At 64.7% G+C, this 26,281-nt stretch carries 22 protein-coding genes; 11 read left to right on the top strand and 11 right to left on the bottom strand.

Annotated elements, in window-relative coordinates; all coding sequences use genetic code 11:
- Positions 1–18: 18 nt before the first annotated feature.
- Together HYR72_09910 and HYR72_09905 are read right to left on the bottom strand one after the other, a co-directional pair.
- Positions 19–1,683, bottom strand: a complete 1,665-nt coding sequence (locus HYR72_09910; protein ID MBI1815281.1) for a DUF3459 domain-containing protein — start codon at positions 1,681–1,683, stop codon at positions 19–21.
- Between the two features lie 49 nt (positions 1,684–1,732).
- Positions 1,733–3,073 carry an AarF/ABC1/UbiB kinase family protein gene (locus HYR72_09905; GenBank protein MBI1815280.1) on the bottom strand — a complete coding sequence of 447 codons (1,341 nt, stop codon included), beginning with the start codon at positions 3,071–3,073 and terminating at the stop codon, positions 1,733–1,735.
- 236 nt (positions 3,074–3,309) lie between these two features.
- Between HYR72_09905 and HYR72_09900 the strand changes: the two genes are divergently transcribed.
- Entirely contained in the window at positions 3,310–4,149 is an 840-nt protein-coding gene (locus HYR72_09900; protein MBI1815279.1) for an SDR family oxidoreductase, read from the top strand.
- A gap of 106 nt (positions 4,150–4,255) precedes the next feature.
- On the opposite strand, the gene HYR72_09895 is transcribed toward HYR72_09900, so the two are convergent.
- Together HYR72_09895 and HYR72_09890 are read right to left on the bottom strand one after the other, a co-directional pair.
- The gene (locus HYR72_09895) at positions 4,256–5,422 is read right to left on the bottom strand and encodes a steroid 3-ketoacyl-CoA thiolase (protein MBI1815278.1); all 1,167 of its coding nucleotides are present in this window, start codon (positions 5,420–5,422) and stop codon (positions 4,256–4,258) included.
- 77 nt (positions 5,423–5,499) lie between these two features.
- The gene (locus tag HYR72_09890; protein ID MBI1815277.1) at positions 5,500–6,567 is read right to left on the bottom strand and encodes an isocitrate/isopropylmalate dehydrogenase family protein; all 1,068 of its coding nucleotides are present in this window, start codon (positions 6,565–6,567) and stop codon (positions 5,500–5,502) included.
- Positions 6,568–6,740: 173 nt separating this feature from the next.
- On the opposite strand from HYR72_09890, the gene HYR72_09885 reads away from it, so the two are divergent.
- Both HYR72_09885 and HYR72_09880 read left to right on the top strand, forming a co-directional pair.
- Positions 6,741–7,049 (top strand): hypothetical protein, encoded by a 309-nt coding sequence (locus tag HYR72_09885; protein ID MBI1815276.1) that lies wholly within the window; start codon positions 6,741–6,743, stop codon positions 7,047–7,049.
- Between the two features lie 37 nt (positions 7,050–7,086).
- Positions 7,087–7,263: a hypothetical protein gene (locus HYR72_09880; GenBank protein ID MBI1815275.1), complete on the top strand. Its 177-nt coding sequence runs from the start codon at positions 7,087–7,089 to the stop codon at positions 7,261–7,263.
- A 123-nt stretch (positions 7,264–7,386) separates the two neighbouring features.
- Here HYR72_09880 and HYR72_09875 read toward each other — a convergent pair whose 3' ends face one another.
- Both HYR72_09875 and HYR72_09870 read right to left on the bottom strand, forming a co-directional pair.
- Positions 7,387–8,799, bottom strand: a complete 1,413-nt coding sequence (locus HYR72_09875; GenBank protein MBI1815274.1) for an amidase — start codon at positions 8,797–8,799, stop codon at positions 7,387–7,389.
- A gap of 88 nt (positions 8,800–8,887) precedes the next feature.
- The gene (locus tag HYR72_09870) at positions 8,888–9,622 is read right to left on the bottom strand and encodes a phosphocholine cytidylyltransferase family protein (protein ID MBI1815273.1); all 735 of its coding nucleotides are present in this window, start codon (positions 9,620–9,622) and stop codon (positions 8,888–8,890) included.
- A 297-nt stretch (positions 9,623–9,919) separates the two neighbouring features.
- On the opposite strand from HYR72_09870, the gene HYR72_09865 reads away from it, so the two are divergent.
- Positions 9,920–10,831 (top strand): hypothetical protein, encoded by a 912-nt coding sequence (locus tag HYR72_09865; GenBank protein MBI1815272.1) that lies wholly within the window; start codon positions 9,920–9,922, stop codon positions 10,829–10,831.
- A gap of 96 nt (positions 10,832–10,927) precedes the next feature.
- Here HYR72_09865 and HYR72_09860 read toward each other — a convergent pair whose 3' ends face one another.
- The 3 genes from HYR72_09860 to HYR72_09850 form a co-directional block, all read right to left on the bottom strand.
- Complete coding sequence (locus tag HYR72_09860) at positions 10,928–11,464, bottom strand: VOC family protein (protein MBI1815271.1); 537 nt, start codon at positions 11,462–11,464, stop codon at positions 10,928–10,930.
- Positions 11,465–11,547: 83 nt separating this feature from the next.
- On the bottom strand, positions 11,548–13,311 hold the full coding sequence (locus HYR72_09855) for an MFS transporter (GenBank protein MBI1815270.1): 1,764 nt from the start codon (positions 13,309–13,311) through the stop codon (positions 11,548–11,550).
- Between the two features lie 137 nt (positions 13,312–13,448).
- Positions 13,449–14,660 carry an amidohydrolase gene (locus HYR72_09850; protein MBI1815269.1) on the bottom strand — a complete coding sequence of 404 codons (1,212 nt, stop codon included), beginning with the start codon at positions 14,658–14,660 and terminating at the stop codon, positions 13,449–13,451.
- A gap of 105 nt (positions 14,661–14,765) precedes the next feature.
- Here HYR72_09850 and HYR72_09845 point away from each other — a divergent pair, with 105 nt between their 5' ends.
- Together HYR72_09845 and HYR72_09840 are read left to right on the top strand one after the other, a co-directional pair.
- Entirely contained in the window at positions 14,766–16,961 is a 2,196-nt protein-coding gene (locus tag HYR72_09845) for an AMP-binding protein (protein ID MBI1815268.1), read from the top strand.
- A 94-nt stretch (positions 16,962–17,055) separates the two neighbouring features.
- Complete coding sequence (locus tag HYR72_09840; GenBank protein ID MBI1815267.1) at positions 17,056–18,678, top strand: hypothetical protein; 1,623 nt, start codon at positions 17,056–17,058, stop codon at positions 18,676–18,678.
- Positions 18,679–18,693: 15 nt separating this feature from the next.
- On the opposite strand, the gene HYR72_09835 is transcribed toward HYR72_09840, so the two are convergent.
- Positions 18,694–19,887 (bottom strand): glycosyltransferase family 4 protein, encoded by a 1,194-nt coding sequence (locus tag HYR72_09835; protein ID MBI1815266.1) that lies wholly within the window; start codon positions 19,885–19,887, stop codon positions 18,694–18,696.
- Between the two features lie 116 nt (positions 19,888–20,003).
- Here HYR72_09835 and HYR72_09830 point away from each other — a divergent pair, with 116 nt between their 5' ends.
- The 5 genes from HYR72_09830 to HYR72_09810 all read left to right on the top strand — a co-directional run bounded on the left by HYR72_09830 (position 20,004) and on the right by HYR72_09810 (position 25,334).
- On the top strand, positions 20,004–20,978 hold the full coding sequence (locus tag HYR72_09830) for a GDP-mannose 4,6-dehydratase (GenBank protein ID MBI1815265.1): 975 nt from the start codon (positions 20,004–20,006) through the stop codon (positions 20,976–20,978).
- 204 nt (positions 20,979–21,182) lie between these two features.
- Entirely contained in the window at positions 21,183–22,718 is a 1,536-nt protein-coding gene (locus HYR72_09825) for an alkaline phosphatase family protein (GenBank protein MBI1815264.1), read from the top strand.
- Positions 22,715–23,545: a hypothetical protein gene (locus HYR72_09820; protein ID MBI1815263.1), complete on the top strand. Its 831-nt coding sequence runs from the start codon at positions 22,715–22,717 to the stop codon at positions 23,543–23,545. Before HYR72_09825 ends, HYR72_09820 begins: the two co-directional genes overlap by 4 nt.
- A gap of 2 nt (positions 23,546–23,547) precedes the next feature.
- Positions 23,548–24,429, top strand: a complete 882-nt coding sequence (locus HYR72_09815; GenBank protein MBI1815262.1) for a hypothetical protein — start codon at positions 23,548–23,550, stop codon at positions 24,427–24,429.
- Between the two features lie 2 nt (positions 24,430–24,431).
- A complete protein-coding gene (locus HYR72_09810) occupies positions 24,432–25,334 on the top strand; it encodes a glycosyltransferase (protein ID MBI1815261.1) in 903 nt (300 codons plus the stop codon).
- A 36-nt stretch (positions 25,335–25,370) separates the two neighbouring features.
- On the opposite strand, the gene HYR72_09805 is transcribed toward HYR72_09810, so the two are convergent.
- On the bottom strand, positions 25,371–26,267 hold the full coding sequence (locus HYR72_09805; GenBank protein MBI1815260.1) for a glycosyltransferase family 2 protein: 897 nt from the start codon (positions 26,265–26,267) through the stop codon (positions 25,371–25,373).
- Positions 26,268–26,281: the final 14 nt, after the last annotated feature.

Genomic DNA, 26,281 nt, shown 5'->3' with positions numbered 1-26,281 from the left:
AGATCGAGGGCGCCCGGCTCACAACGCAACGAGCACGCCTTCACTCGCCGCGAGGGTGAGAGACGCGAGCGCCGCCATGCCCAGCGAACGAGCGGGATCGGTGGACAGCTCAATCCTACCTGAGGCAAACGGCAACGTAACCGTGCGCGCGTCGGACGCGAAATTCAGCGCGATCAGTCGCCGCTCGCCGGCGTGCTCGCGCAGGTAAACGAAGGTGTCGTTCGCGCTGTCGAGCGCGCGGTAGCTGCCGTGCGTCAGGGCTGGAGTGCGCTTGCGATACCAAATGAGCCGACGATAGAAACTCATCACGGACCGCGGATCGTTGCCTTCGACCGCGACGTTGAGCTGATCGTGTTCCGCTGCCAGCGGCAGCCACGCATCGCTCGCGGTGGTAAATCCCGCCCGCTGCGAACGGTCCCAGTGCATCGGAGTGCGGCAGGGATCGCGACCAACCGCTGGGAAGCGTTTGCCGACCGGATCGCAGACGCGTTCGAGCGGGATGACGCCGTCGCGCATGCCGAGTTCCTCACCGTAGTACATGAACGGCGTGCCGCGCAGGGTCAGCAACATCAGCGCGGCAACCTTGGCGCGCGCCTCACCGGCGATGGGATCGTCGAAGCGTGAACGATGCCGGGGTACATCGTGGTTCGAGAGCGTGTAGGTTGGCTGCGCGGCCGCCGGCCACACGCGCTCGATTTCGTCGATGCGTTCGCGAAAGCTGGCCGCGTCCCACGGCGTCCACAGAAAGCGGAAGTTGAACCCGAGCGGAAGCTCGTCGTGTCCGTTGCCCTGATAAGCGGCGATGCGGACCGGATCGTATAGCCCCACCTCGCCGACCATCGCGCGGTGGCCGTAGCGGTCGAGGATGCGGCGCCAGCTCTGAATGATGTCGTGCACCTCGGGTTGATCCTCGTCGTACCGGTGCACCTGGCCGCCGTAGTGAATGATCGGATGCTCTTGATCCGGCTCAGGCTTCGGATTCGAGCGCAGCGTCGCATCCTTCACCATCTTGTGAATCACGTCGACGCGAAACCCGTCGACGCCGCGATCGAGCCAGAATTTGATGACGTTCTCGATGGCGTCACGTACCGCCGGGTTGCGATAGTTGAGATCCGGCTGCTCGACGAGGAACGAGTGCAGGTAATATTGCCCGGTGGTCTCGTCGAGTTCCCACGCCGGTCCGCCGAACACGCTGACCCAGTTGTTCGGCGGCCCGCCGTCGGGCGCCGCATCGCGCCAGATGTACCACTCGCGCTTCGGGTTGGTGCGCGAGCTACGCGACTCGCGGAACCAGGCATGCAAGTGCGAGGTGTGGTTGGGAACGAGGTCGAGGATGACGCGAATGTTGCGCTGGTGCGCTGCCGCGATCAGCGTGTCGAGATCGCCGAGCGTGCCGAACACCGGATCGACGGCGCAGTAGTCGCTGACGTCGTAGCCGAAGTCGAACATCGGCGATGGGTTGATCGGCGTCAGCCACAACGCGTCGACGCCGAGCGAGTGCGGCGTGCCGTCGTTGAGATAGTCGAGCCGCTGCGTGATACCAGCGAGGTCGCCAATGCCGTCGCCGTTGCTATCCTGAAAGCTGCGGACGTAGATCTCGTAGAAGACGGCGGTACGCCACCACTCCAATTCGGAATGCGGAGTGCGGAGTGCGGAATGATCAGGCTCACGGCTTTGGCTCATGTCGGCTCACTCCTCTATTCCGCATTCCGAATTCCACATTCCGCATTGGCTACTCTTTGACGCGGTCGACACACCCCTTGAACTCGCGGTGCCAGTTGGTGACAGTGCCGAACTGTTTCAAGTAGGCGTCGAGGCCCATCAAGGCGCGATCAAGGAAGACGCGATGGCCCGGGGCTTTGAAGATGCGCGCTTCGAAACCGATGCTGGCGATCTCCATGCCCTTCTCGACGGAGTTGAAGGTCCGCGGATCGTACGGGCGATCGATCATCACCGGCTCGAAGACGATGTACATGATGCGCACCATCGGCTTGGGGTCGTCGCCCTTATCGAGGAAGCCGAGGCGCACGAAGCAGTTCGCCATGGCGGCTTCGTCGCGGGCGAGAATCGCGCGCGCCAGGTCGTGATAACCCTTGCGGATCGGTTCAGGAAAGATGCGGATCGAGCCGAAGTCGAGGATTGCCAGCTTCGGATGGAAGGTGACGAGGTAGTTGCCCGGGTGCGGATCGGTGTGCAGCATGCCGAACTCGAACACCTGCCGCCACATGGTGCGGAAGTATTTCAGCGCCACCCAATCCTTGAGCGATTGTTCGACGCCGGGACCGAGGATGTCGGCAAATGGGTAGCCTTCGATGCGGCTCATCGTCAGCACGCGTCGCGACGAGAAGTCGGGATAGACCTGCGGGATGATGATCTCATCGTCGTCGCGGAACATCCGCTGGAACAGCGCGATGTTCTTCGCTTCGTTGATGTAGTCGAGTTCCTCGTGCAGCCGCTCTTCGAGTTCCTGGTAGACTTCAGAGGGATCGATCTTCTGGCGCATGACATCGCGGCCGAGCAGCGCGAAGGTCTTGAGCAGCGCCTTGATGTTCTGCAGATCCTCGTTCACGGTCGCCTCGACGCCGGGGTACTGCACCTTGACCACGACATCTTCGCCGTTGGGCAAGCGCGCGGCGTGCACCTGCCCCAGCGACGCGGCGGCGAACGCCTGCTCCTCGAAGTGCGCGAACACTTTCTCCGGCGGCCTTCCCAGTTCGCGCTTCACCTGCTCGCGAATCAGCGCGTAGTCCATCGGCGGCACGCGCGACTGCACCACCGACAACACTTCGAGCGCTTGCGGCGGCAGGATGTCGTCGCGCATCGACAACATCTGCACCAGCTTCATGAACGCGCCCTTGAGTTCCTTGGAACCCTCGACGACCTTGACCGCGCTTTTGATGTGCGTATCGAGCATGCCTTGCTGCCGCTTGTCGGCCGAACGGAACGGCCACTTGAGCGCTTCGAGCATGTATGACGAGCCAACCGAGGTCGCCATTTCGCCGACCTTGAGCACACGCTTGGCGCGCCCGCGCGTGAGGGTGTTGCTGGTCTTGCGCTCTTTGAGTGCTGCCATTGCCGAGTCCGACGCTGGCGGCAGCATGGCGATTCGATTGCGACGGCGCAAGCGTCATCGAGCACTCAGGTGCCGTCATCGAAAGAAGGAGGCGGGCGGGCCGCCCGCCCTACCGCGGATGTGGAATTCAAACGAATCCGGATAGCGCGGGCGGCCCGCCCGCGTCTTCGCGGAAAGAGACGCGGTTGACCCGCGACCGCGCTCTGAGCGATGGTCACCACACGAAGGGAAACCATATGGCGATGTTCGACGACTTCCGCGACAAGGTAGTGCTGGTGACGGGTGCGTCGAGTGGGATCGGGCGCGAGACCGCGTTGGCGTTTGGCGCCGGCGGTGCGCACGTGGCGCTGGTGGCGCGGCGGCGCGAGGCGCTCGAGGAAGTCCAGCGCGCGATCGTTGCTAGAGGCGGCAAGGCGCTCGTAGCGCCGGCCGACGTTACCAAGCCCAGCGCTGTGCGTGCGTGCATCAAGACCGTACTGGGGCGCTTCAAGCGCATCGATGTCGTCGTCAACAACGCGGGAGTGTTGATCGCGTCGCCGGTGGTGGATTTGAAAGCGGCGGATCTCGCCGCGATGCTGAAGGTAAATCTCTTCGGCGCACTCGCCGTGATGCAGGAGGCGGTGAAGGTGATGCAGCGCCAAGGCGACGGTTGCATCGTCAATGTCGCTTCGCTCGCCGGCCGCCGCGGCGTGACACCGCTGGGCGGCTACTGCGCGAGCAAGTTCGCGCTGGTCGGGCTCACCGAGGCGTTACGGACCGAACTGCGCGGCAGCAACGTGCATGTCGCTCTCGTGATGCCCGGAGTCATCGACACGCCGATGGCGCACGGTTTCGCTGAGGACGCGCAACTCAGTAACATGTGGCCGACTGCCCTCAACATGCCGCCGGCATGGGTGGTGTGGGCGATTTTTGCCGCCGCGCGCTTCCGCTTGGTGGAAGTTTCCGTGCCGCCGGGCGCGGCGACGTTGGAGAAACTGGCCGCATTGATGCCCGGCGTTGCCGACTCGGTAATCCACTGGGGCACGCAGGCGACGCAGTGGGTCAGCAGTCTGTTGCAGAGCGAGCGAAAGGAATGAGGCGGCGTTGCAATCGGTGATCGGGGAAAAGGGCGCACAGCCGTGCGCCCCTACGGTATCGGCGCCGTCGCTGTAGGGGCGCACGGCTGTGCGCCCGTCAGACGGACTACATTCGCTCGATGATCGTACCCGTTCCCAAACCGCCGCCGCAGCACATCGCGATCAGCGCGTAGCGTCGATTAGTGCGTTCCAGTTCGTGCAAGGCGGTGGTGATCAGCCGCGCGCCGGTGCTGCCGGTGGGATGGCCGAGCGCGATCGCGCCGCCGCTCGGGTTCACGCGCTCCGGATTCGGCTCGACCTCCTTCATCCACGCCAGCACGACCGAGGCGAACGCTTCGTTCACTTCGAACGTATCGATGTCGTGCATCGACAATCCTGTCTGCTTCAACACTTTGCGCGTCGCCGGGATCGGTCCCTTCAACATGGTGACCGGATCGACGCCAACCAGCGTCGTGGTCAGGATGCGCGCGCGTGGTTTGAGTCCGAGCCGCTTCGCCGCCGCGGGCGATGCCAACAATACCGCGGCGGCGCCGTCGGAGACTTGCGACGACGTGCCCGCCGTGTGAATACCGCCGGCCTCGACCGCATTCAGCGCCGCCAACTTCTCCATCGAGGTTTGGCGCAAGCCTTCGTCGCGCTTGACCACGCGCGTCTCGCCGGTCGGGTTGCCGCTCTCGTCGAGCACGGGCGCTTCGATCGGCGCGATCTCGCGATCGAACCGCCCTTCCATCCACGCCTGATTGGCGAGCGTCTGGCTGCGCAGGCCGAAGCGGTCGGTGTCTTCTCGGGTGATGCCGTACTCCTTGGCGATCATCTCGGCGCCTTTGAACTGCGACGCGTACGCGTAGTGCGTCGCGTAGCTCGGCGGCAGCGGCGATCCGCCTTTGGTCATGTTGGAGCCGAGCGGCACGCGGGTCATCATCTCAACGCCGCAGGCGAGCACGACGTCTTCGATGCCGGCGCCGATCATCCCGGCGGCGAGGCTAGTCGCCTGCTGGCTCGATCCGCACTGACTGTCGACGGTGGTGGCGGCGATCTCCATCGGGAAACCTTGCGACAGCCAGGCGACGCGCGCGATATTGAACGACTGCTCGCCGACTTGCGACACACAGCCACCGACGAGTTGGCCGACTTCTTTGGGATCGATCTTGGCGCGTTCGACACAAGCGCGCTGCACGGCACCGAGTAAGTCCGCCGGATGCAACCCAGCGAATCCGCCCTTGCGTTTCCCGATCGCGCTGCGCGCGGCTTCGATGATGTAGACCTCTTGCATGGACATCTCCTTCAGTCAGTGGTGCGCGCCAGCTTGGCAGAAGCGCCGTGTTGACGGAAGCCTCTGCGGGCGCCGCTTCAGTGCACCAACTTCTCCGCCAGTGCGTCGCAGAACTCGGTGGTGGTGGCGGTGCCGCCTTGATCGCGCGTCCGGATCTGTCGCTCGGCATAGAGTTGTTCGATCGCCACTATCAAGCGGCGCGCGGCGTCGCCGTAGCCCAGGTAGCCGAGCATCATCGATGCCGACAGCAGTGTCGCGGTCGGATTGATCGCGTTCTGGCCGGCGAGGTCGGGAGCGGTGCCGTGCGCCGGCTCGAAGTAGGCGTATGTATCCCCGTAGCAAGCGCTCGGCGCCAGGCCGAGGCCGCCGATCAGGCCGGCCGCGGCGTCGGACAGCACGTCGCCGTACAGATTCGGCAGCAGCACCACATCGAGCGCGGTCGGCTCGGCCACCAGCCGGCGCGCGAAGTCGTCGACGATGTAGCTCTCGAACTCGATGTCGGGATACTGCTTGGCGACGCGTTCAGCCACGGCGCGAAACAAGCCGTCGCTGCGCGGCAGCATGTTGTGCTTGGTGGCGCAGGTGACGCGGCCGGGACGGCCGAGGCTCTTGCGCCGCCGCGCCAGCTCGCAGGCGAAACGCGCCACTCGCTCGCTGCCGCGCTCGGTGATGACTTTCAGCGCGAACGCCCCTGGGGCCATCTCGGTCACCGCGCGGCGTGAGGTGACGCTCTGCAGCTTCAGCGGCGCGAGATCCGTCACGTCGCCCTCGACGCCGACGTAGAGGTCTTCGAGATTCTCGCGCACGATGACGAAGTCGATCCCCGCCGGCCGCGCCAACGGACTCTCGAAGCCGACGCAGTAGCGGATCGGCCGCACGTTGGCGTACGTCTGTTTACCCCAACGCAGATAGAACAGCGCCGCCGCGCTCGCCCCGCTGGTGGCGCCGAAGAGCGTGGCGTCGGCAGTGTCGATGATCGCCCGCGCCGCGGGCGGAAACGCCGAACCGTGCGCCGCCATGCCGGTATCGCCGACTGGCGGGTAGACCCATTCGAGGTCGATCCCAAGTTTGTCGATCAGGGTGAGACTGGGCCGCACCGCCTCGGGCGCGGCACCGTCGCCTTCGATCACCGCAACACGCTTCATGATTGCGTCCCGACCTGCATGCGAGTGGCCCAGCTCTCCGGGCACGAAGGTGTTCGAGGCATGCCGGCATTGTTAACACATTGCTTCGCCCTCCAAAAATGCGTCCGCCGTCCGTCTCGCATTCCGGATGCTCGCAGCTTCCCGCGCGGTGACGTTCGGGCTAGGATGAGAGCGTGGACATACTAGTCCGCATCAAGCGCTTGGTGGTAGCCGGTCGCGTGGAGTTTACAGCCAAGGCTGAGGCGGAACGTCTGCGCGATGGTCTCAGCGTCGAGGATGTGCTGGAGTCGATTCTGAATGCGAGTGCGATCAAGAAGGCCATTCGCTCACGCTCGCCACGTCGTTGGGCACCAAGCGAACGACTCTACGTTATCGAGAGTCCAACGTACGATGGCACGTGGGTCTACACGAAGGGTACCATCCGCCGCAAAAGTGGTACAGAGGTGTTCTATGTCTTCATCTCCTCGAAGCTCGCAGAGTAGAGGGCGCGGAGCGTGCCCGACATGCGGCGCACACCAAGTGCGCGCGGTGACCGAGAACGTGACGCTTCGGGTCAACGGGCGAGGGCATACGTTCGAAGCCGTTGCGCACGAACGTTGCGCGAAGTGCGGCGAGCGAATCTTCGGCCTCGATGCGAGCCGGCAGTTTGATGCAGCGATTCTGCCGCGCCGCCGTCGCGCGGTTGCGGTGCGTTAGGATCGTCCGCGCTGCGGACCCTACGCTTGCTTCACGAATGCTGAGTCGCTTTGCGGGCCCTAGGGCAGCCAGGGACGGCTGCCTCCACCAGGAACGAAGATCGCTCGCAAATTGACTTTGCTCCTACCACGTCGTTGGCCACTGCGGATGCCAGGGGCGCTCGCGCTCGAAGGCGCGCGCGGCTTGCAGCACGAGATCATCGCGGTGGCGCGGACCGACGATCTGCATGCCCATCGGCAGCTTAGTACGCGACACGCCGACGCGTACGGTGGCGGCGGGATGCCACGACAGGTTGAACGGAATGGTGAATGCGGCGACCCCGGCGAGGATCTGTTTGCGCCCTTCAGTCTCGTTGGGGAACGGCCCGGCCGCCGGCGGGGCATCGTACGGGACAGTGGGGGTTACCAGCAGATCGAAGTGATCGAAGATCTTGGCGCACCAGTTGTTGAGCTGCATGCGCAACTGCGCTGCCTTGCCCCAGACTTCCGGTGTCATCTGCCAGCCCATCTTCACGCCGGCGAGAAACGTGCGCCCGAACTTGTCTTCCTGCTCCGGCAAGAGGTGATGCAAGTGAGAGGCGGCCTCGAAGGTACCCAGCAGTCCCCACTCGCGTCCGAGCTGCGGTGGGCCACCTTTGATTTGTTCGACGCGGTGACCGAGTTGCTCGAACACTTTCACGTTCGCCTCGACGGCGGCGGCAACGTCGGACTGCACGACCGCGTAGCTCAGGTCGGGCGAGTAGGCGATGCGGAGTTTCTTCGGCAACGGCTGGCGCACGGTGTCGAGGTAGGAGATCCCGGGATGCGGCAAGCTGTTCGGATCGCACGCTGACGCGCCGACGACTTGGTCCATGAACAGCGCGCCATCTTCGACGGTCTTAGTCGTCGGACCAAACACCGACGTGTCTTGATAGCGCCACTCGGGGAACGGCCCCATCGGAATGCGGCCGAAGGAAGTCTTCAACCCGAAGCAGCCGGTGAAGCTGGCGGGGATGCGGATCGAGCCGCCACCGTCGCTCGAAGTTACCAACGGAAGCACGTTGGCCGCCATCGCCGCGGCGGAGCCGCCGCTGGAGCCGCCAGGTGTGCGTTCCAAATTCCACGGCGAGCGCGTGACACCGTAGACGAGGTTCTTGGTGATGGCGGTGTAGCCGAACTCGGGCGCGTTGGTCTTGCCGACGACGATGGCTCCCGCGGCCTTCAGTCGCGCGACCTGAGTCGAGTCGTGCTTCGCGAGGTTGTCGCGATACGGCAGCGAGCCCATCGACGTGACCAGACCGGCGGCGTCTTCGAGGTCTTTGACGCCGAGCGGGATGCCTTCGAGCGGCCGCGCTTCGCCGCGCGCGACGCGCTCCTCGGCGGCCTTGGCGTCGCGCAGCAGCGCGTCACGATCGCGCATGACGACGACAGCGTTGAGATCCTTGTTGGTCGCATCGATGCGGGCGAGCACCGCCTGCATCAGCTCAACCGGCGATGCTTTGCGCGCGCGCAGCGTGGTGGTCAGTTCGATCAGCGTCTGCCCGAGCAGTTCGTGCATGGTGCCTCCGTGTCGATGCTTTCCCGTACTACGTTTGGGTGTCACACGGCAACGGAGGATGGGCGGGCTGGTCGCGCGGCTGCACGTCTTATCGCTTCGCCGCCAACGTCGCGGGCCAGACGTGGTCGCGGACGCGGCGGTATTGGAACTCGTCGTCGATCTCGCCCCAGAGTAGATCAGGGACCAGGCAGACTTTAACCGGGCGGTGGTGAAGGAGGGGTACCAGCGTCGTGTCGTATTCCAAGCGGCCGTGCTCGTGGGTGGCAACGAAAGTTTCGAACGCGTTGCGCATGAGTGCGGCGAGCGGCTGCGAGATGCGAGCGATGCAGACGAACTCGCCGATGACCGAGTTGAGTTCGGACCGAATTTTGGAGACGCCGTGCAGCGTGCCGTCAACGGCATCGACCCAGACCTCGTCGGTCGCCTGCGTGAACCCGGACGCCAAGATGACGTCGGGAGCGGGATGCGCGAGCAGCGCATCAAGCGCGCGCGGCTCGTAGAACAGATCGCTTTCGAGCAAGAGAAAGTCCCCATCGATTGAATCGAGCGCGAGCGCCAGCGAGGCCATCGTGCCGGTGGTCGCATACGCCGAGTTCTCGACGACCTGGATACCGCGGCCGGCAGCGAAGCGATGGTAGGCCTCGGCCTGAAATCCAGCGACGATGACGATGCGGTCGACACCGCACCTGCGCAGGAGCCTCACCGAGCGCTCAATCAGGCTCTGGCCGCCGATCTCGATGAAGCCCTTGGGCTGATCCGCATGAATGCTGCGCAGCCGCGCGCCGAGCCCGGCGGCGAGAATGATCGCGCTGCGCGTGAGCATCAACTTCTCGTAGCGCCTTTGCAGGTACTCGTACAAGCCGCAGGGTCCAGCTTCGCGATCGAGTGACGCGTGCCGGCGTGCCGTGCTAGAGCGCGCGTCGATGATCGCGGCACCTCTCGACCTTCGATCCGATCTGTGGCGATGGACGCGGCGCTATCGGCCGATCGGTGGCCGGGCAAACGGGTGGCCGGCGTCGACAGCGATGCCGAGCACCCTTGACGTACTGCCGATCTGTTCACCGCGCGGTCACGCTGTCAGACCCCTGATGATCCACCGCAGTTGCAGTACGGAGATCGCGTGAAGCCGATCATCTTCATCCACACCAACGCCCCCCAACTCGTCGCCGCCACGGTGGGCGCGTACTCGCTGACCTCGCAATCGCGTCATCCCGAATCGTTCGAGGTGCGGCTGCTGCGTTTGGAAGACACGCCGCATCTCCACCGCCGCGAGGGCGAGCGATTCGTTGCCGATGGACATCTGTTGACGTGGCGCAACCGCGACGCGCAGTCGCACAGTCTGCTGCGCATGATGGTTCCGCAGATTCTCGGTTTCCACGGCCGCGCGTTGGTGCTCGATCCGGACGCATTTGCCCTTGGCGATGTGGCCGAGCTGCTGGTGTCCGATATGTGCGGCAAAGCCATCGTCTGCCGCACCAGACCCGGCCACTACGGCGGCGCCCGCTGGCACTACGCCTCGAGCGTGATGCTGTTGGATTGCGGCCAGCTGACCCATTGGCGCTGGGACGAACGGATCGATGCGATCTTCCGCCGCGAGATGGATCCGTATCCGTGGCTGTTTCTCATGCACGAGCCGCCCGATAGCATCGGGGCGTTGGCGGAGGAGTGGAATCACTTCGATACGCTCACGGCATCCACCAAACTTCTGCACAACACCGAGCGGTCAACGCAGCCGTGGAAAACGGGGTTGCCGATCGACTACGGGCTCGACTGGATTGGCGCGCAGCGGCTGCGGCGGCCGGCCATGCGAGTGCGGTTGCGCGCTTTGGCGAGGCGACTCATCAACCCGCCCGCGGCCCCGCCGCAAGTTTACCAACCACATCCCGATCCACGGCAGGAGAGGCTCTTCTTTCAGCTTCTGCGCGAATGCATCAACTGTGGCGTGGTGAGCGAAGAGTTCCTTTCGGAACAGATTCGCCAGCAGTACTTGCGTGCGGATGCCTTCGAACTGCTCGCGCGAGCCGGGGCATAGGAGAGAGCCCCTCGATACGCTGGCCCTCGATACGAAGCCTGCGGCTTCTACTCGAGCCGGCTACTCGGGGAAACGTCTTCGTTTGCTTTGCGCGCGTTAGCCGGCTGCCGCCGCGCCGGGTGCGGGCGGATGGAACATCTTGACCGGCGGCGGCGCGTCGAGTGGCGGGTGCGGGTCCTTCAGCAAGCGCTGCGCTTCCTCACGATCCTGCGCCGTCATTGCCTGCGTGGTGGTGCAGAACTCGACCAAGATGCCATTGGGATCGACCGCGTAGATCGACGTACACCAACCGTGATCGATCTCGCTCACCGTGTGACCGTGCGCGAGCCAGCGCTGCTTGCGCGCTTCGATGTCGCCGAGGTCTGTCGCGCGGAAGGCGAGATGATTCACCCAGATCGGGAGATTCTGCCCCGTCGAGATCGCCGGGCTCCAGTCTTTCAAAGTGTCATCGTGCAGATCCCAGAATGCGATGTACTCGTCTTTGCCGGTCTCATAGAAGAGATGCTTGGCCCAGCCGCCGGCATCGGTGGCGCCGATCGCGACCTTTACGAGTTCGAAGCCCATGGCTTCGGTGTAGAATTTGTGGGTGGCGTGCAAATCACGCGTGGCGAACGCCGTATGATGGAATCCCATGGGTATCCTCCTTGCCGCGTATCGGCCACTAGTCTGGCACGGCCGAGGCCCGGCTTGCAAGAATCTCCGCAGAGAAGGCCGGATCAATGCCCGTTGAGATGGGCGCGAACGATGTCGGCCGGGACCGCGCCGGCGGCCAGTCGCCGCGCTGGTTGCACGCGCATCAGATGAAAGACGAACACGGCGAAGGCAAAGCCAGCGGAGACGACGGCGAGTGTCGGCACCGGTCCGGGGTCGCGGTCGAGGTTGGTCATTTGCGTGGCCACCAGCGCGAGCGCGACTAGACAGATGACGATCGCGCCGAGCGCGGCGCGCCACGCGTCGAACACGATGCCGCGCTGGCCGCGATCGAGGAAGCGGTGCAACTCGCGCGGCGAGAAGTGGTCGAGGAACCAGCCCGTGTCTTCGTCGACCACCCGTCCGCGCGGCGGCGGCAATTTCTGTCCGGTGAGCGGATCGTTGATGGTCTCGCCCTGCGCGTGCTTGGCGATGCCGTCGAGAATCGCCCGGTGCATCTTCTCGTCGATCGGGAAGCGCCACGCGATGAAGAACGCCAGCACGGAGCACGCGGCCGGCGTCAGCGCGAAGATCGCTTTGATCGCGAACACCACGACTGGCGTTTGCACCGCGTTCGGCACGTAGCCGATCGACCCGAGCACCGCGATTGGAATCGCCGCGCTCGGGATGGCGACGAATTTTGGCAGCATCGCCCAGAAGGCCGAGTACTGCGCTTCGCGCCGCTTGCCGGTGTGCAGTTCGTCGTAGTCGATCACGTCGGCCTGAATCGCGGGGCCGAGAAAGAGACCCGCGCCGAAGCTCGAGCCCGACCACGAGATCAGAATCAGCAGCGGGATGGTGTCGCCTTCGCCGAGGAAGAACATCGCCGCGCCACCGGTGGTCCCCATCACGAAGCTGGCCAGCCAGGTCGCGCGCTTGCCGAACTTGCGCGCCAACATCACCCACAGCGGTAAGCAGAGAAAGCCGGTGAAGAAGTATGCCGCAAGAAAGATCGCCAACCACCGCTCCGGATTGGCCGGCCGAATCACGTAAGCGTTGAAAAACGGCATGAGCGTCCCCGGGATCGCGCCGGTGATGCTGCCGACCACGTAGGTGAGCAAGAGAATGCGAAAGGGGCGATTGCGCAGTGCCCGTCGAACACCTGGCACGAACGGATTCGGTTCGCGGGCGGTGAAGTCGGGCCGCTCGCGCACGGTGACGACCAGAATGCCAACCAGCACCACCAGCAAGACGGCGAATACGACACCGAGCAGGCCGAACGCGTGCCGCTCGCTCATGCCGCGGGCAATCAAGATGCCGGGCGCTACCGACGCGATGATCGTGCCGAGGATGGTAAAGCCCTCGCGCACGCCGAAGAGCCGCGAGCGCTCGTGGTAGTCGAGCGTCAATTCGGGGCCCAACGCGTAGTGTGGCAGCGCGTACGCGGTGTGGAACACCGAGTAGAGGATGAACGTGACCCCAAACCACAACGCCGCGGAGTTTTTCGTCAGGGTCTCGGGCGGCGTGAAGAGCAACCAGAACGCGACCGCGCATAGCGGCGCCATGATTGCCATGTACGGGCGGCGGCGACCGAAGCGGGTCTGGCTGCGATCGGAGAGCCAACCGAAGAGCGGGTCACTCAGCGCATCGAGCGCGCGGGCGATGGCAATCGCGATGGCAAGCGAACCGAGCGGCACCAGCACCACATCGGCGTAGAACTTCGGCATGTGGATGAGGATCGGAATCAGCATCGCGGCGCCGGCGAAGTTGGGCGCGCCATACGCCAGCTTGATTCCGAAGGGAACGTGTTCGCTCTTCGGCTTCGCGCTATTCGGCTTCGGATTCGACATGAAACGAGGGGAGGCTGCGAGAGCCCAGGCTTTACCGTTCGCACCGAGGCGATGCAAGCGAAGAATTGGAGAATCAGTCGCGTGCGCGCCGATGCGCATGCACCGTTGCGGCCGATGCCACTGCGGATCAGCGCGCGCTACCCTGGCAGGTGGTACAGGGCGCGCGCGTTGAGACCGAAGATCTGCGCGCGCTGCGTCGATGTCAGGCCCGCCGTGGCTTGCTGCAGTTCGTCGACCACGCCGGGAAACTTCGCGTCGGGGTGCGGATAGTCGCTCGCCCAGATGATGCGCTCCGCGCCGACGAGCGGATGCTCGGCGGTGAAGCGCAGCGTCGTTTCATCCGGATCAAACGAAATGTAGCACTGGCGACGGAAGTACTCCGACGGCTTCATCTTCAGCCACGGCACGTCCCAGCGGAAAATTTCGAAGTGATGGTCGAGTCGTTCGAGCAGCGAGACGATCCAGCCGCCGTTGGCCTCGAGGAACAACACGGTGAGCTGCGGAAAACGTTCGAGGATGCCGCCGGCGCAGAACAGCGCGACGCACTCCATCATGTCGAACGGATTGGCGAGCGCCTGACTGAAGAAGATGTTGCCGAGGTTGCGCACCGGATCGGCGCTGCCGCTCTTGCCGTAGTCGACGCCCTTGGCGCGCATCTCCGCGTAGCCAAGCGCGCGGCAGGCGCCCGGCATATCCGGCGCGAGGAACGGGTGCAGGCCGACCGGCATCTGCAACTCTTGGCAGGTCTGCCACAACGGATCGTAGAGCGGATCGTTGAGCTTGCGGCCATCAATGGCAGGGTTCGGGCGGATGAACACGCCCACATGCCCCAACTCCTTCGCGCGCCGAATGGTGCGGACGGCCCGTTCCATGTCCTGGGTCGGCACCACGGCGACGCCGAAGAACCGCTGCGGTGCGTAGGCGCAGAATTCGGTCAGCCATTCGTTGTAAGCGTTGGCCTGGACCTCCGCGAACTCCGTGTCCGGCAACGACGGCAGACTCAGCAGCAGGGTGGGGTACAGCACCGATTGCGTAATGCCGTCGCGATCGAGGTCGGGGAGGCGCGGCGCCGGTGCAAACGCCCCCGGACGTACTTCGCTGTACTTCATCTTGCCGGTCAGCGCGCGGTTGCGGTCTTCCATACTCATGCCGGCCGTGCCGGCGAGCGCGAGGCCGCCGGCGGCGCGCGTGTGGCCGTTGAAGTGCAGCCACTCGCTGCCATCCGCGCGCACCTCGATATGCCAAATGCGATCACGAAATTTGGCCGGCGCGAAGCGCAGCATGCCATCGGGATGCTCGAGAACATGCCCATCGGCATCGACAACGGAAGACGGAAGCGCGTGAGTCATCGAGAAACCTCCTGGGAGCCGGTGCTTGAACTAACGGACGTTAACATACAAAAGGTCGGTGGCGCGGAGCAAGCGGAATACGTGGAACGAACAGGTCACGAGGGAATGTCGCCGCCGAGTCATTCTGAGCCGCAGGCGAAGAATCTCAGCGCGCTGTTGCATCGCTTGTCCGCCGAGCACGGCGAACGTGCGGCAGTGGTAGGCGAGCACGGCACGCTCAGCTTCGCCGCCTTGGATCGCGCCACCGACGCCTGGGCCGCGGCGTTCGCGGCGGCGGGTTGCGGACGCGGCGCGCATATTGGATTGCTCGCCGGCAACAGCCCCGACTGGCTCGCGGTCGCGTTCGGCGTCTGGCGTGCCGGGGCGACGTTGGTGCCGATCTCGACGTTCGTTACCGCGCGCGAACTTGAGACGATTCTCGATCACGCCGATGTCGATCTGCTGGTCGTGCAGCCGCAACTGCGCTCGCACGACTATCTGGCGATGCTGCGGTCGTTGCCACCGCTGCCCCGCTTGCGCGCGGTGCTGCGCATCGATGAGGCGAGGGCGACGCATGCGTCGCCCCTACAAGGAGAGATCGACTCTGAGTCCGTCGCATGCATCCTCTACACTTCGGGGACAACCGGGCAGCCCAAGGGCGTCATGCTGAGTCATCGCGCGCTGCTCGCCACCGTGCTGCCAACCGCGGAGCGCACCGGGTTGACGCGCGACGATGCGCTGCTGTCGACCTTGCCGCTGTTCTGGGTCGCCGGCCTGGCGATTCGCGCACTGCCGACGTTGGCAACCGGCTGCGCGCTGATCGTGATGGAAACGTACACCGTTGATGGTCTGATCGCCGCGTTGCAGCAACACCGGCCGAGCGCGCTCCACCTGCGCCCGCCGCAGGTCGGCCAGTTGCTGGCGCACGGTGACTGCGCGCCGTCCCTGCTGAGTCAGGTGCGTCGCGGCGGCGGTCGGGTCGAGTGGTTCGCCGGGCATCTCGCTGCCGATGCGCGCTTCATCACCGGCTACGGCATGACCGAGATGGCCGGCTACGTTACCGCACTGAGTTGGCAAGACGCGGCTGCGGAGCGCCAGACGCAACTCGGCGCAGCTCTGCCGGGTGTTGAGCTTCGCATCATTGGCGGCCAGAGTTCTTCAGATGATGCGGCCGGCGAGATCGCGGTGCGTGGTCCGGGCCTGTTCAGCGGCTACTACAAACAACCCGCGGGTACCGGGCTCGATCCGGACGGTTGGTTCCTCACCGGTGATCTCGGGCGCATCGATGGCAACGGCACGCTGCACTTCATTGGTCGCAGCAAAGACTTGCTTCGCGTCAAGGGCATCAATGTGTCACCCGTCGAGGTCGAAAACGTGTTGAGCGCGCATCCTGCCGTCGAGGCGGTGTACGTGGTCGGCCTGCCGATAGACGGATTGGAGCACGACGTTGTCGCGATGATTGTGTCGAAGCCCGGCGCAGCGGCGAGCGAAACCGATCTGCGTGCGCTCGCTCGCGAGGCGCTGTCGCATTACAAGTGGCCCGAGCGCTACCTGTTCATCGAGCGCAGCGACGTGCCGCTGGGTGGCACCTCGAAGCCGCAACGCGCGGCGCTAGCCGCGTTGGCGGCTGGACGGATCGCCAAGCGCGTCGTGCCATTGAAAGCGAAACGGGGGGCGGTGCCGATCGTCGCATCGCCCGACGTTGCGCGGCGCCGTTCGATTCGGTTGGCGAACTACGACTACACGCAGACCGGCGTGTACTTCATCACGATCTGCGCTCACGAGCGAAGGCATTGGTTCGGAGAAATCCTTGACGGTCAAACTGGCCTCAGCGCGTACGGCGTCGTCGTCGAGGAGTGTTGGGACGCAATTCCACAGCACGCGCACCACGTGGAGTTGGACGCCTTTGTGGTGATGCCAAACCATGTGCACGGTATCTTCGCCATTTCCGGTGTAGGGGCGACGCATGCGTCGCCCTCCTGGCCTGATCCCGCACCCCACCGCCGGGCGACGCATGCGTCGCCCCTACACCGGAAGGCTAGCGGCCCGATCTCGCGTTCGGTGGGAGCGATCGTGGGCTCCTTCAAAGCTGCGGTCACAAAACGCATCAACGCGACTCGCACCACGCCCCGCGCGCTCGTCTGGCAACACAACTACTACGAACATGTCATCCGCACCGACGACGAGCTGAATCGCATCCGCGACTACATCGCAACCAATTCGCAGCGCTGGTCGCTCGATCCGGAGAATCCGCAGCGCGTTGGTGAAGACGAGTTCGACCGCTGGCTTGCTACTCTCACTAGCCGCGAGAGTCCGGCGTAAGAGCGCCAGCGTGCCGCCCACTTGGGTTTGCTCGACTCGATGAACCTGTGTTAGCCGCCCAGCATCAAGTGAGGTAGAGCCGGAGGAACTGACCATGGCGATCGCAACTAAACAGCACTCACCTGCACCGGCACCAAACGCGAGCGCGTTCCTCGACCTCTACGCCCACGAGCGGCCTGAGCCGGCGAAGCCAGTCGTGGAGTTCATCGATGAGCTGAAGGCGCTGGTGCGCGCCTACCCGATCGATGCGGCGCTCGCCGAAGCGCTAAGGTACGGCACCGCCTCGCGCGAGGCGATGCAGCGCTGGATCAAGGACTACTACCAATTCATCCGCATGGACGCGCAGGGCACCGCGGCGATGATCGCGCGCTGCCGCCGCCGCGGACTGTTCCTCGCCTTGAGCCAGCTCGTCAATCGCAAGACTGGCTTTCACCAAGTGACCACGCCGCCGCTGCAACTCTTCCTGCGCTTCGCCGCGGCGTTCGGCCTCACGCCGGCCGATCTCGAAGCCCACTACGCTTGTCCGGAAACTATGCAGGCGACCTACACGCGGCTGCAGTTCCAATTCTCCAGTTTCGAGGAAGGCTACGTGGTCAGCGCGCTCGCCGCGGAAGGGGCGCTGCTCGATGTCGTGCGCGACGAACGCCCCTGGCTGTGCCAGCGCGGCATCGCCGAGTACCTCAAGCGCGCCTACAAGCTCACCGAGGATGCGGTGGCGTACTGGCGCGCGTACGAGGACTTCCGCGGCTTCGTCGGTGAACCGGTGTGGGAGATCGTCAGCGAGTTTGCGGCCGACGCGTCACAGCAGGAACTCCTGCGCACCACCTTGCGGCACTGGTTGCTGATCTATCAGAACATGCGCACGGCCTGGAGTCAGATGATCGCGGGCACGTACTCGCTTCCCGACTTTGTGTGGCCGCCGCCGGGATCGTCGTTCAAGACCGGCGACGATCAGAGCTACTACGAACTCGAAGCGGAACTCGGCGAATTCTGCCTCGCGCTGCCGCGCCCTGCCGAGACGGCCTTCGGCTTGCTGCTCTCCGGCCGCGCGTCGATCGACGCGACCAAGGAGCTGGTAAAGGATTTCATCCACATGGACGCCACGCGCAACATCGCGGGCCAATTCACCCGCCTGTCCGAGGGACGCGCCTTGCGCGCGATTGCGCAAGCGTTCGCCACCGAGTCGGGTGGCTATCTCACGCGCAACCACATGGAGATCTGGGCCGACTTCTGCGAGCAAGCGCTCGGGCTCACGCGCGCCGACTTGTTTCAGTGGGATCCGCCGACGGAGACCATCGCCGGCGGCTATGTGACGAAGTGGTTTCTGGTGCACGGTTCGCCGGAGGAGGCGATCGCCGCGTTCCATCTCGGTCCGCCGACCAAGGTGAAGGAGCAGATGGGCAAGCGCGCGTTAGGGCTGGGCCAAGGCGGTGCCGCCGGCGAGGGGCTGCTGCTGCCAAAGCCCGGGAAGCATCCGCTAACGGCAGCCTTCGAACGCCTCGGCGTCGATCCCGATCTCGCCGACTATTTTTTCAAGTTGCACCGGGAGATCGAACCGTTCGAGCAAGACGAAGGCTGGGAGTATGTGTCCGAGGTTCTCGTCACCGGCCATCAGCGCTGGCTGTTCAAACGTGCGTACATCACCAAGATTCTTTCCGAACGCCGCAAGGACGAAGGGCTGCTGAAGCGGATGAAGCGGCTGTCGGGTCTGTCCTGAACGGACGGCGCGATCTCAGGTGAACTGCGCCACGCCCGCGCGCATCTGCCGCATGAACTCGGCCGCCGAAAAGCGTGCACTGCGCGCGGCGAGAATCTCGCGAAACGCGTCCTGTCGCGCGGGTTCGCGCAACACGGCGTCGATCTTGTCCACGGCTTCGTCGGGCGTGTCATAGCGCAGCTCCGCGCTGTCGCCGATGATCTCGACCTGCCCGCCGTTATTGGGGACAAACACGATGCATCCGGCCGTCACCATCTCAGCGACGGCGATGCCGAAGCGCTCGCGCGCCATCCCGTGAATGCCGTAGCGATGGGTGGCGATGAGTTGCGCGAGCGCCGGACGCGGCAGATCCAGATCGAGGGATACCCACGGTCTGTGCTGCGCGCACAGGCGTTGCACGAGTTGAAAATAGTTCTGATTGCCGGGCACGCCCGCAATGTGCAAGTGCACGTCGTGGCCGCGCTGGCGCACAGCGGCCAGAATGGCAACGATCATCTCCAGCCGCTTCACGGGAGCGATGCGGCCGACGCAGACAAAACCCATCTTGCGCTGCTCCCATGGAACCCGCGGAAAACTGTCCGCCACCGGCGGATACAGCGTCGTCGGCTCGATGCCATGCGCCGCCTTGACCAGTCGTCCGGTCCAATCGGAGTTTGCGAAGGTGAGATTCTCCCGCATGCGCGCCATCGAGAATCCCGATCCTATCCCCGCGAGGCGAAGGTACCACCGCATGAAGATTGGCGAGCGATGGTACCAACGAGGTGACGGCCCGTCGGCCGGCTCGCTCACGCGTGGCACCCGTGGCACGTTTGGCGCGTTTGGCACGTTTGGATTGATGCGCGGATCGTGAAAGCGCGGGTAGTGGATGTATTGAATGCCGCGACCACCGAAGTCCGCCTCGTTTTGCAGGCCGATCATCACATCGTAGTTGCCGCGCAAGCGCTGCGCGTGGCGCAGCAGGTGAATGTACTGCCACAGATCGAAACGCCGCGTCAGGTTGCCGATCAGTGGCGCGACCGCCTGCGATCTGATGTCGGTCGACCGCAATGTGGTCCCGTAGTGACGATTGATGGCGGCGATATTCACCGGCTTCGCGGCGAGCACATCGACGTGGTGATCGTCGCGGAGCGCTTGCACGGTCCACGCGGCCACGCTTCGTCCCCCGCCGGGCGGATTGAAGTCGGGTCGCACCACCAAGATCCGCTTCATGTTGGCACGCTCCCTACTCGATCCCGCCGCACGGGAGAAGGGCGAACGGTCGCCATCTAGACCCTGACGCCACAGTGTCCTATGGATGCACTCTTGGAGCGGAGCGTGAGCCGCGCATGGAAGTGAAGACGTATCTCATTACCGGCGGTGCCGGCTTCATCGGCAGCCATCTCGCCGATGCGTTGCTCACGGCCGGGCATCGCGTCTTGGTACTCGATGATCTCTCGACCGGTAGCCGCCGCAACCTGGCTCATCTGGACCAGCACGCCAATTTCGAGTGCGTGATCGATTCGGTGCTCAACCGCGCGCGCTTGGCAGAACTGATCGGGCGTGCCGATGCGGTGTTTCATCTCGCCGCCGCGGTTGGGGTGCGCTTGATCGTCGAGAGCCCCGTGCGCACGATCGAGACCAACGTGAAGGGAACCGAGATCGTGCTGGAGCTGGCGAGCACGGCGGGCACACCGGTACTCATCACCTCGTCGTCGGAAGTGTACGGCAAAGGGGCGCGTGTCCCGTTTCGTGAAGACGACGATCTCGTGCTCGGCAACACCAAGACCGGACGCTGGTCGTATGCGTGCAGCAAAGCCCTCGATGAATTTCTCGCGCTCGCCTACGTGCGCGAGAAGCATTTGCCGGCGATTGTTGTGCGGCTGTTCAACACGGCCGGGCCGCGGCAGACCGGACAGTACGGCATGGTGTTGCCGACGTTCGTTCGGCAGGCGTTGGCGGGTCGCCCGATCACGGTGTACGGCGATGGCACGCAGCGCCGCTGCTTCGGCTACGTCGGCGATGTCGTCGGTGCGCTACTACAACTCATCGACTGCCGCGAGGCGATCGGCGGCGTGTTCAACATCGGCAGCGACGAGGAGGTCACCATCGGCGAGTTGGCGAGCCGCGTGAAGGCACTGACCGGCAGCGCCTCGGAGATCGTGCGCATTCCTTACGAGCAGGCATGGGACGAGCAGTTCGAAGACATGCAGCGGCGGATTCCTGATCTTACGCGCATCCGCGATCTCATCGGGTTCCGACCGGTAACGCGATTGACCGAGATCATCACCCGCGTGATCGAGCACGAACAACGGCTGGGTTAGAAACGAAGGCGATCCTGGCCGCATGTTTTCCAAGGGCTATGCGAGAACCCCGTTCGTCATTCCGGCGAAAGCCGGAATCCAGATCCGTCTCCACGTCCCAGCCTGGATACCGGCTTTCGCCGGTATGACGGACCCACGGACTTGATGTCTTGTGCAAGGCCTCGGGCAGCGGACTGCGAGCATCGCCAGTAAACACGGTGGCTGATGACGGATCGCTCACAGGTGGTGTGCATCGCGCTGGATGCTGCGGATGGCGAACTCATCCGCCGCTGGGCTGCCGCCGGACGGCTGCCGACGTTTCAGCGCTTGCTGAGTGACGCGGCGTGGGGCCACACGTCCGCGCCGCGTGGTCTGTTCGTCGGGGCCGTCTGGCCGTCGTTCTTCACCGGCCAATCACCGGCACGCCACGGCCGCTACTGCTATCAGCAGCTACGGCCCGGAACGTACCACGCGTATCGCTTCGCGCCGCCGCATCTCCGGGCGAAGCCGTTTTGGCTCGCGCTCAGTCGGGTGGGAAAACGAGTCGGCATCATCGATGTGCCCAAGGCGACGTGTGGTGCGCCCCTCAACGGCATCCACGTGACCGATTGGGGTACGCACGATGCGGAGGGCGGCGGCCTGCGCACATGGCCGCGATCGTTGGGGCCGGAACTCACCGCGCGCTTCGGTGTCGAGCCCGTCGGCTCGTGCGACTTACACGCGCGCGACGCCGCGGGCGCGCGCGGATTGCGCGACGCGCTGCTGACCCGCATCGAGGGCAAGTTAGCGCTGACGACTTATCTGCTCGGACAAGGACCCTGGGACTTGTTCCTGACCGTCTTCAGCGAAGCCCACTGCGCTGGGCATCAGCTCTGGCACCTGCACGATCCGACGCACCCGCAGTACAACCCGGCGATTGCGCAGGCTTTGGGCGATCCGCTTGAAACGATCTACTGCGCCCTCGATGCGGCAGTGGGCCGGCTACTCGCTCAGATCGATCGCGATGCGACGGTGATGGTGCTCACCAGTCATGGCATGAGCACGCACTGCGACGGGACGCTCTTGCTCGACGAAGTCCTGCGGCGGCTCGAGCCGGTGCCTCATATTCGCGCCCGGCAATCTTTTCCGACGCAGTTCCTGCCGCTGATTCGGCGCGGTTGGCAGGGCGCGCCGCAGTCGGTCCGGCGCGCTCTGGCGCCGTTGCGCCGCGGTGTGCATCGATGGCTTGAGGCAACGGTGCTTGACGGCACACGGCGCGCGTTCCAAGTCCCCAACAACGACTTGGTGAGCGGAATTCGAGTCAATGTCGTCGGCCGCGAGCCGCGCGGCTTGGTTCAACGCGGGGCGGAGTACGACGCGTTCTGCGACGAGTTGACCCGCGAGCTGCTGGCGTTGATCAATCCCGTCACCGGGCAACCGGCGGTCCGCGCCGTCGTGCGCACCGACGATCTCTACCGCGGGCCGCAGCGCGATCGCTTGCCAGACTTGCTGGTCGAGTGGGACCGCACCGCTCCGATTCGATCGCTGCACTCTGCCCGCGTCGGGACGGTTCAGGGCACGCCCATTTCGCCGCGGACCGGCGATCACGTTGCCGAAGGACTGTTCTTCGCGCGCGGTCCGTTCATACGCCCAGGGCTGTTGGCGCACTCGGTTTCGACTATGGACTTCGCGCCGACCATTGCCGCGCTGCTTGGTGTGACCCTGCCGGACGTCGACGGCTCTCCGATCGCTGCGCTGCTACGTCCAGAGCACAAACCATGACGAAGAGTCGCGCGACGAGGGGATCCGATAGCCTGCGGTGGTTCACGATCGCAACCGTGGTGGTGGCGATCGCGTGGCTCTCGTTTGCGCTCGTCGTGGTGCCGTCGTTGATCGTGAGCGCCTATCACGAGCGCGGGCCGCGCATGCTGCGCGGGATCATCTCGGGGCAAGCGCTGTTTAACGTCGATCACTACCTGGCGCTGTGGACGCAGGTTGCGTGGAGGGTCTTTGGCGCGCTGCTGGTGATGGCGGGCACGAGCTGGACGGTGAGCCGGCCGCGAGTGCAGCAGATGCTCGACGCGCACGTGGCGCGGCTGGTTGCGTCCGATCCAATGCGCGATCCGGCGATGAGCCCGCCCCGGCTGCGGCTCGTCAATGCGATCATCGCGATCGTGGTCGGTGGCGCACTGTTAGCGCTCGCTTTCAACATCGAGCTGTGGCCATTTTCGCCGTACGCGATGTACGCCGAGTTGCGCACGCGGTCCATGCGGTTTCCGCGACTTGTCGGTGTCATTGCCGGGGATCCTTCGTCCGAGCTGCCGTTGTACGCGTCTGAGTACTTGCAGCCGTTCGATCAGCAGCGTTTGCACGAGGGACTCGAACGGTTGCTGCGTAACGCGCGACGCGATCAACTACTCCCCACCGCGCTCGCGGACGTGCTGGCCCGCTATGCCGCATTGCGCGACGCCGGCCGACACGATGGTCCGGCGCTACAGGCGATCCGCTTGTATCAGATGCGTTGGGAACTGGACCCGCTAGCGGCCACGCTGGCCGAGCCGTCGCAGCGGGAATTGCTCCTCGAAGTGCGCGCGACGCCGCCCGGCTGACGATGACGCCCCTCGCGCAGCTCTGGCAACGGTTTTGGTTCCGCCCCACGTCGCCGGCGAACCTCGGCATGTGTCGCGTCTGCTTCTTCGGCGCGGCGTTCGTCTACTATTGCACGCAAGATTTCAGCGCGTGGGCATCGGTGTCCCCAGTGTTTTGGGACCCGATCGTCGCGTTTCGATTTCTCAATCTCCGGGTGACGTCGAGTGGTACTCTCATCGTCCTTCAGACCGTATGGAAGGTCGCGCTCGCGTTGAGCTGCGTCGGCCTGGCGACGCGCGTTGGCACGGCGACCGCGTTCGTGCTCGGCGGATACCTGCTCGGGCTGCCGCACAACTTTGGCAAGATTCATCACTACGATGCGCTGCTGCTGATCGTCCTCGGGATCATGGCGGTGGCGCGCTGCGGCGATGCGTGGTCACTGGATCGGTTGTGGTCAAAGCGCGATGGCGTCGTGCCGAGTGGAGAGTATTGGTGGCCTGTGCGTTTGGTCTGGCTGATGATGAGTTTGGTCTTCTTCGCCTCCGGGGTTGCCAAGCTGCGGACCTCGGGTTTGGCGTGGATCTTCTCCGACAATCTCGCCATCACGTTGGTACAGAATCAGTACCATCGAGCGCACAGCGATCCGCTGGTCTCATGGGGCCTGGCCTTGGCGCGGCACGCGCAGTGGTGTCGAGCGTTGGCGGCGCTCACTGTGCTGAGCGAATTGAGTGCGCCGCTCGCAGTGGTGAGCGGCTGGGCTCGCGCGGTCGTTGTTCCCGCCCTGTTCGCGATCCAGGTCGGCATCCGCGTCGTGCTCGGTCCGAGCTTTGATCAGTTTATGATCTGCTACGTCTTCTGGGTGCCCTGGAGTCGTTTACTCCGCATCAGCGCGTCGAGTCGCTGACCATGGTGTCGCCGTTCGTCTCGGTGATCGTGCCCGTGTTTCGCCACGCCGAGTGCCTGGAGCAGTGCCTGATCGCGCTTGAACGACAGAGCTATCGCGGCGATCGCTTCGAAGTGATCGTGGTCGACAATGGGGACAATGGCGTCAGCGGCGGCTTGGCGGCGATGCTGCGCCGATACCCGCACGCGGCGCTGACGATGGAGCGCCGGGCCGGTTCGTATGCGGCGCGCAATACGGGGGTGGCGGCGGCGCAGGGCGCGGTGCTGGCGTTCACCGACGCTGACTGCGTGCCCGCGGACGATTGGATCGCGCGCGGTGTGGCGGCGCTGCTTCGCGACGAGCGAAACGGAGTGGTCGGTGGCGCGGTCGAGTTCGCGTTTCGTGATCCTCTGCGCCCGAGCATGGCGGAACTGTACGACAGCCTCAGTTTTCTGCAGCAACAGGCGAACGTGACCGAACGCCACTTCGCGGTCGGCGCCAATCTCTTCACCACCCGTGCGGTGTTCGATCAGGTAGGTGGCTTTGATGCGCGGTTGACCTCCAGCGGCGATGTCGATTTTGGGCAGCGGGTCTTCGCTGCCGGCTATCGTCTCGACTACGCCGCCGATGCGGTCGTCGTGCATCCGGCGCGTTGGTCGCTGCGTGAGCTGCGTCACAAGGTTGCGCGCGTCGCCGGCGGCGAGCTGACGTTACAACGCCGGCGCGGCTATCGCGGACAAGACTTCGCGATCGATCTGATCAAGGATTGTCTCGCGCCGCTTCGCGTCGTGCCGGCCGCCTACCGCGATCCGCGCTTGCGCGGGCGCCGGCAGCGGCTGCAGTTCGTCGCCGCGGGGTTGTGGGTGCGCTACGTGCGCGTGGGAGAGCGGCTGCGTGTCTGGTGTGGCGGCGCGCCGCGCCGCTGAACCGCGACAGAATCCACCCGATCAGACCGAGTTGGTTTAGGACGACTTGCCGGCCCGATAGAAGCGGCCGACCGTCCAGTAGTAGTACCCACGGCCGGCGACTTCGAGCCAGCGCGTGACGATCGCCAACGTCCAGAACGGTAGACTTACCGCAAACGGTGCGCCGAACATGGCGCGGAAGTTCTGCCAGTCCCGCCAGGTTCCGACGACATTCGGTAGCGGTACGAAACGCCGCACGCTCAGGCTGCCTTCCTTCACGTCCGTCATCATCGAACCGCAAGCCTTGGCGAAGCGCTCCAACAGAAACGAGCGCAGGGTGTAGCTCTTCAAATGCTCGACGGCGACGGCAGGGTCGGCAATGACGACGTACCCGGCGCGGCAGATGCGGCGCACCAAGTCGGCATCCGCACCGCGCGGGAATTCGCCGTCGAAGAGCCCGACGCGTTCGAACACGGCGCGCGGCACGCTCATGTTGCCGGTCACCAAGCGCTCCCAGCCGGCGAGGTGCTCGATTCGCTGCAGCCGCTCGTACTCGTCGCGATAGTGCGCGGCGTAGAACTTGTCGCAGAAGCTGGGCGCCGCCGTGATCAGCGGTCCACCGACCACGCCGACGCGGGGATCGGCGTAGTGTGCGACATGCGTGCGCAGCCAATGTGCCGGCGGGATGCAGTCATCGTCGGTGAATACCACCAGGTCGCCGCCGCACATTGAAATGGAATTGTTGCGTGCGATGGTGGAACCGGTGTTGATGTCCTGACGCAGGCAGCGGACGTGAGGGAACTCACGCTGTACCATGTCGCCGGTGCCGTCGGTGGAGGCATCGTCGACCACGATCACTTCGAAGTCGGGATGATCCTGACGCGTCACCGCGGCGAGACACCGGCGCAGCGAGTCGCGGCGGTTGTACGTCGGAATGATGATCGAGCAGCGCATCAGCGATGCGCCGC

It is taken from the genome of Deltaproteobacteria bacterium (assembly GCA_016178705.1).
Lineage (GTDB): Bacteria > Desulfobacterota > Binatia > HRBIN30 > JACQVA1 > JACOST01.
Note: the sequence above shows the minus strand (reverse complement) of the source record. Positions and strands in the feature narration are given on the sequence as shown.

What these genes read in the sequence shown, in the direction of transcription:
- HYR72_09910 (MBI1815281.1), bottom strand. Translation starts at nt 1,683, where the DNA reads ATGAGCCAAAGCCGTGAGCCTGATCATTCCGCACTCCGCACTCCGCAT.
- HYR72_09905 (MBI1815280.1), bottom strand. Translation starts at nt 3,073, where the DNA reads ATGGCAGCACTCAAAGAGCGCAAGACCAGCAACACCCTCACGCGCGGG.
- HYR72_09900 (MBI1815279.1), top strand. Translation starts at nt 3,310, where the DNA reads ATGGCGATGTTCGACGACTTCCGCGACAAGGTAGTGCTGGTGACGGGT.
- HYR72_09895 (MBI1815278.1), bottom strand. Translation starts at nt 5,422, where the DNA reads ATGCAAGAGGTCTACATCATCGAAGCCGCGCGCAGCGCGATCGGGAAA.
- HYR72_09890 (MBI1815277.1), bottom strand. Translation starts at nt 6,567, where the DNA reads ATGAAGCGTGTTGCGGTGATCGAAGGCGACGGTGCCGCGCCCGAGGCG.
- HYR72_09875 (MBI1815274.1), bottom strand. Translation starts at nt 8,799, where the DNA reads ATGCACGAACTGCTCGGGCAGACGCTGATCGAACTGACCACCACGCTG.
- HYR72_09870 (MBI1815273.1), bottom strand. Translation starts at nt 9,622, where the DNA reads ATGCTCACGCGCAGCGCGATCATTCTCGCCGCCGGGCTCGGCGCGCGG.
- HYR72_09860 (MBI1815271.1), bottom strand. Translation starts at nt 11,464, where the DNA reads ATGGGATTCCATCATACGGCGTTCGCCACGCGTGATTTGCACGCCACC.
- HYR72_09855 (MBI1815270.1), bottom strand. Translation starts at nt 13,311, where the DNA reads ATGTCGAATCCGAAGCCGAATAGCGCGAAGCCGAAGAGCGAACACGTT.
- HYR72_09850 (MBI1815269.1), bottom strand. Translation starts at nt 14,660, where the DNA reads ATGACTCACGCGCTTCCGTCTTCCGTTGTCGATGCCGATGGGCATGTT.
- HYR72_09845 (MBI1815268.1), top strand. Translation starts at nt 14,766, where the DNA reads ATGTCGCCGCCGAGTCATTCTGAGCCGCAGGCGAAGAATCTCAGCGCG.
- HYR72_09840 (MBI1815267.1), top strand. Translation starts at nt 17,056, where the DNA reads ATGGCGATCGCAACTAAACAGCACTCACCTGCACCGGCACCAAACGCG.
- HYR72_09835 (MBI1815266.1), bottom strand. Translation starts at nt 19,887, where the DNA reads ATGAAGCGGATCTTGGTGGTGCGACCCGACTTCAATCCGCCCGGCGGG.
- HYR72_09830 (MBI1815265.1), top strand. Translation starts at nt 20,004, where the DNA reads ATGGAAGTGAAGACGTATCTCATTACCGGCGGTGCCGGCTTCATCGGC.
- HYR72_09825 (MBI1815264.1), top strand. Translation starts at nt 21,183, where the DNA reads ATGACGGATCGCTCACAGGTGGTGTGCATCGCGCTGGATGCTGCGGAT.
- HYR72_09820 (MBI1815263.1), top strand. Translation starts at nt 22,715, where the DNA reads ATGACGAAGAGTCGCGCGACGAGGGGATCCGATAGCCTGCGGTGGTTC.
- HYR72_09815 (MBI1815262.1), top strand. Translation starts at nt 23,548, where the DNA reads ATGACGCCCCTCGCGCAGCTCTGGCAACGGTTTTGGTTCCGCCCCACG.
- HYR72_09810 (MBI1815261.1), top strand. Translation starts at nt 24,432, where the DNA reads ATGGTGTCGCCGTTCGTCTCGGTGATCGTGCCCGTGTTTCGCCACGCC.
- HYR72_09805 (MBI1815260.1), bottom strand. Translation starts at nt 26,267, where the DNA reads ATGCGCTGCTCGATCATCATTCCGACGTACAACCGCCGCGACTCGCTG.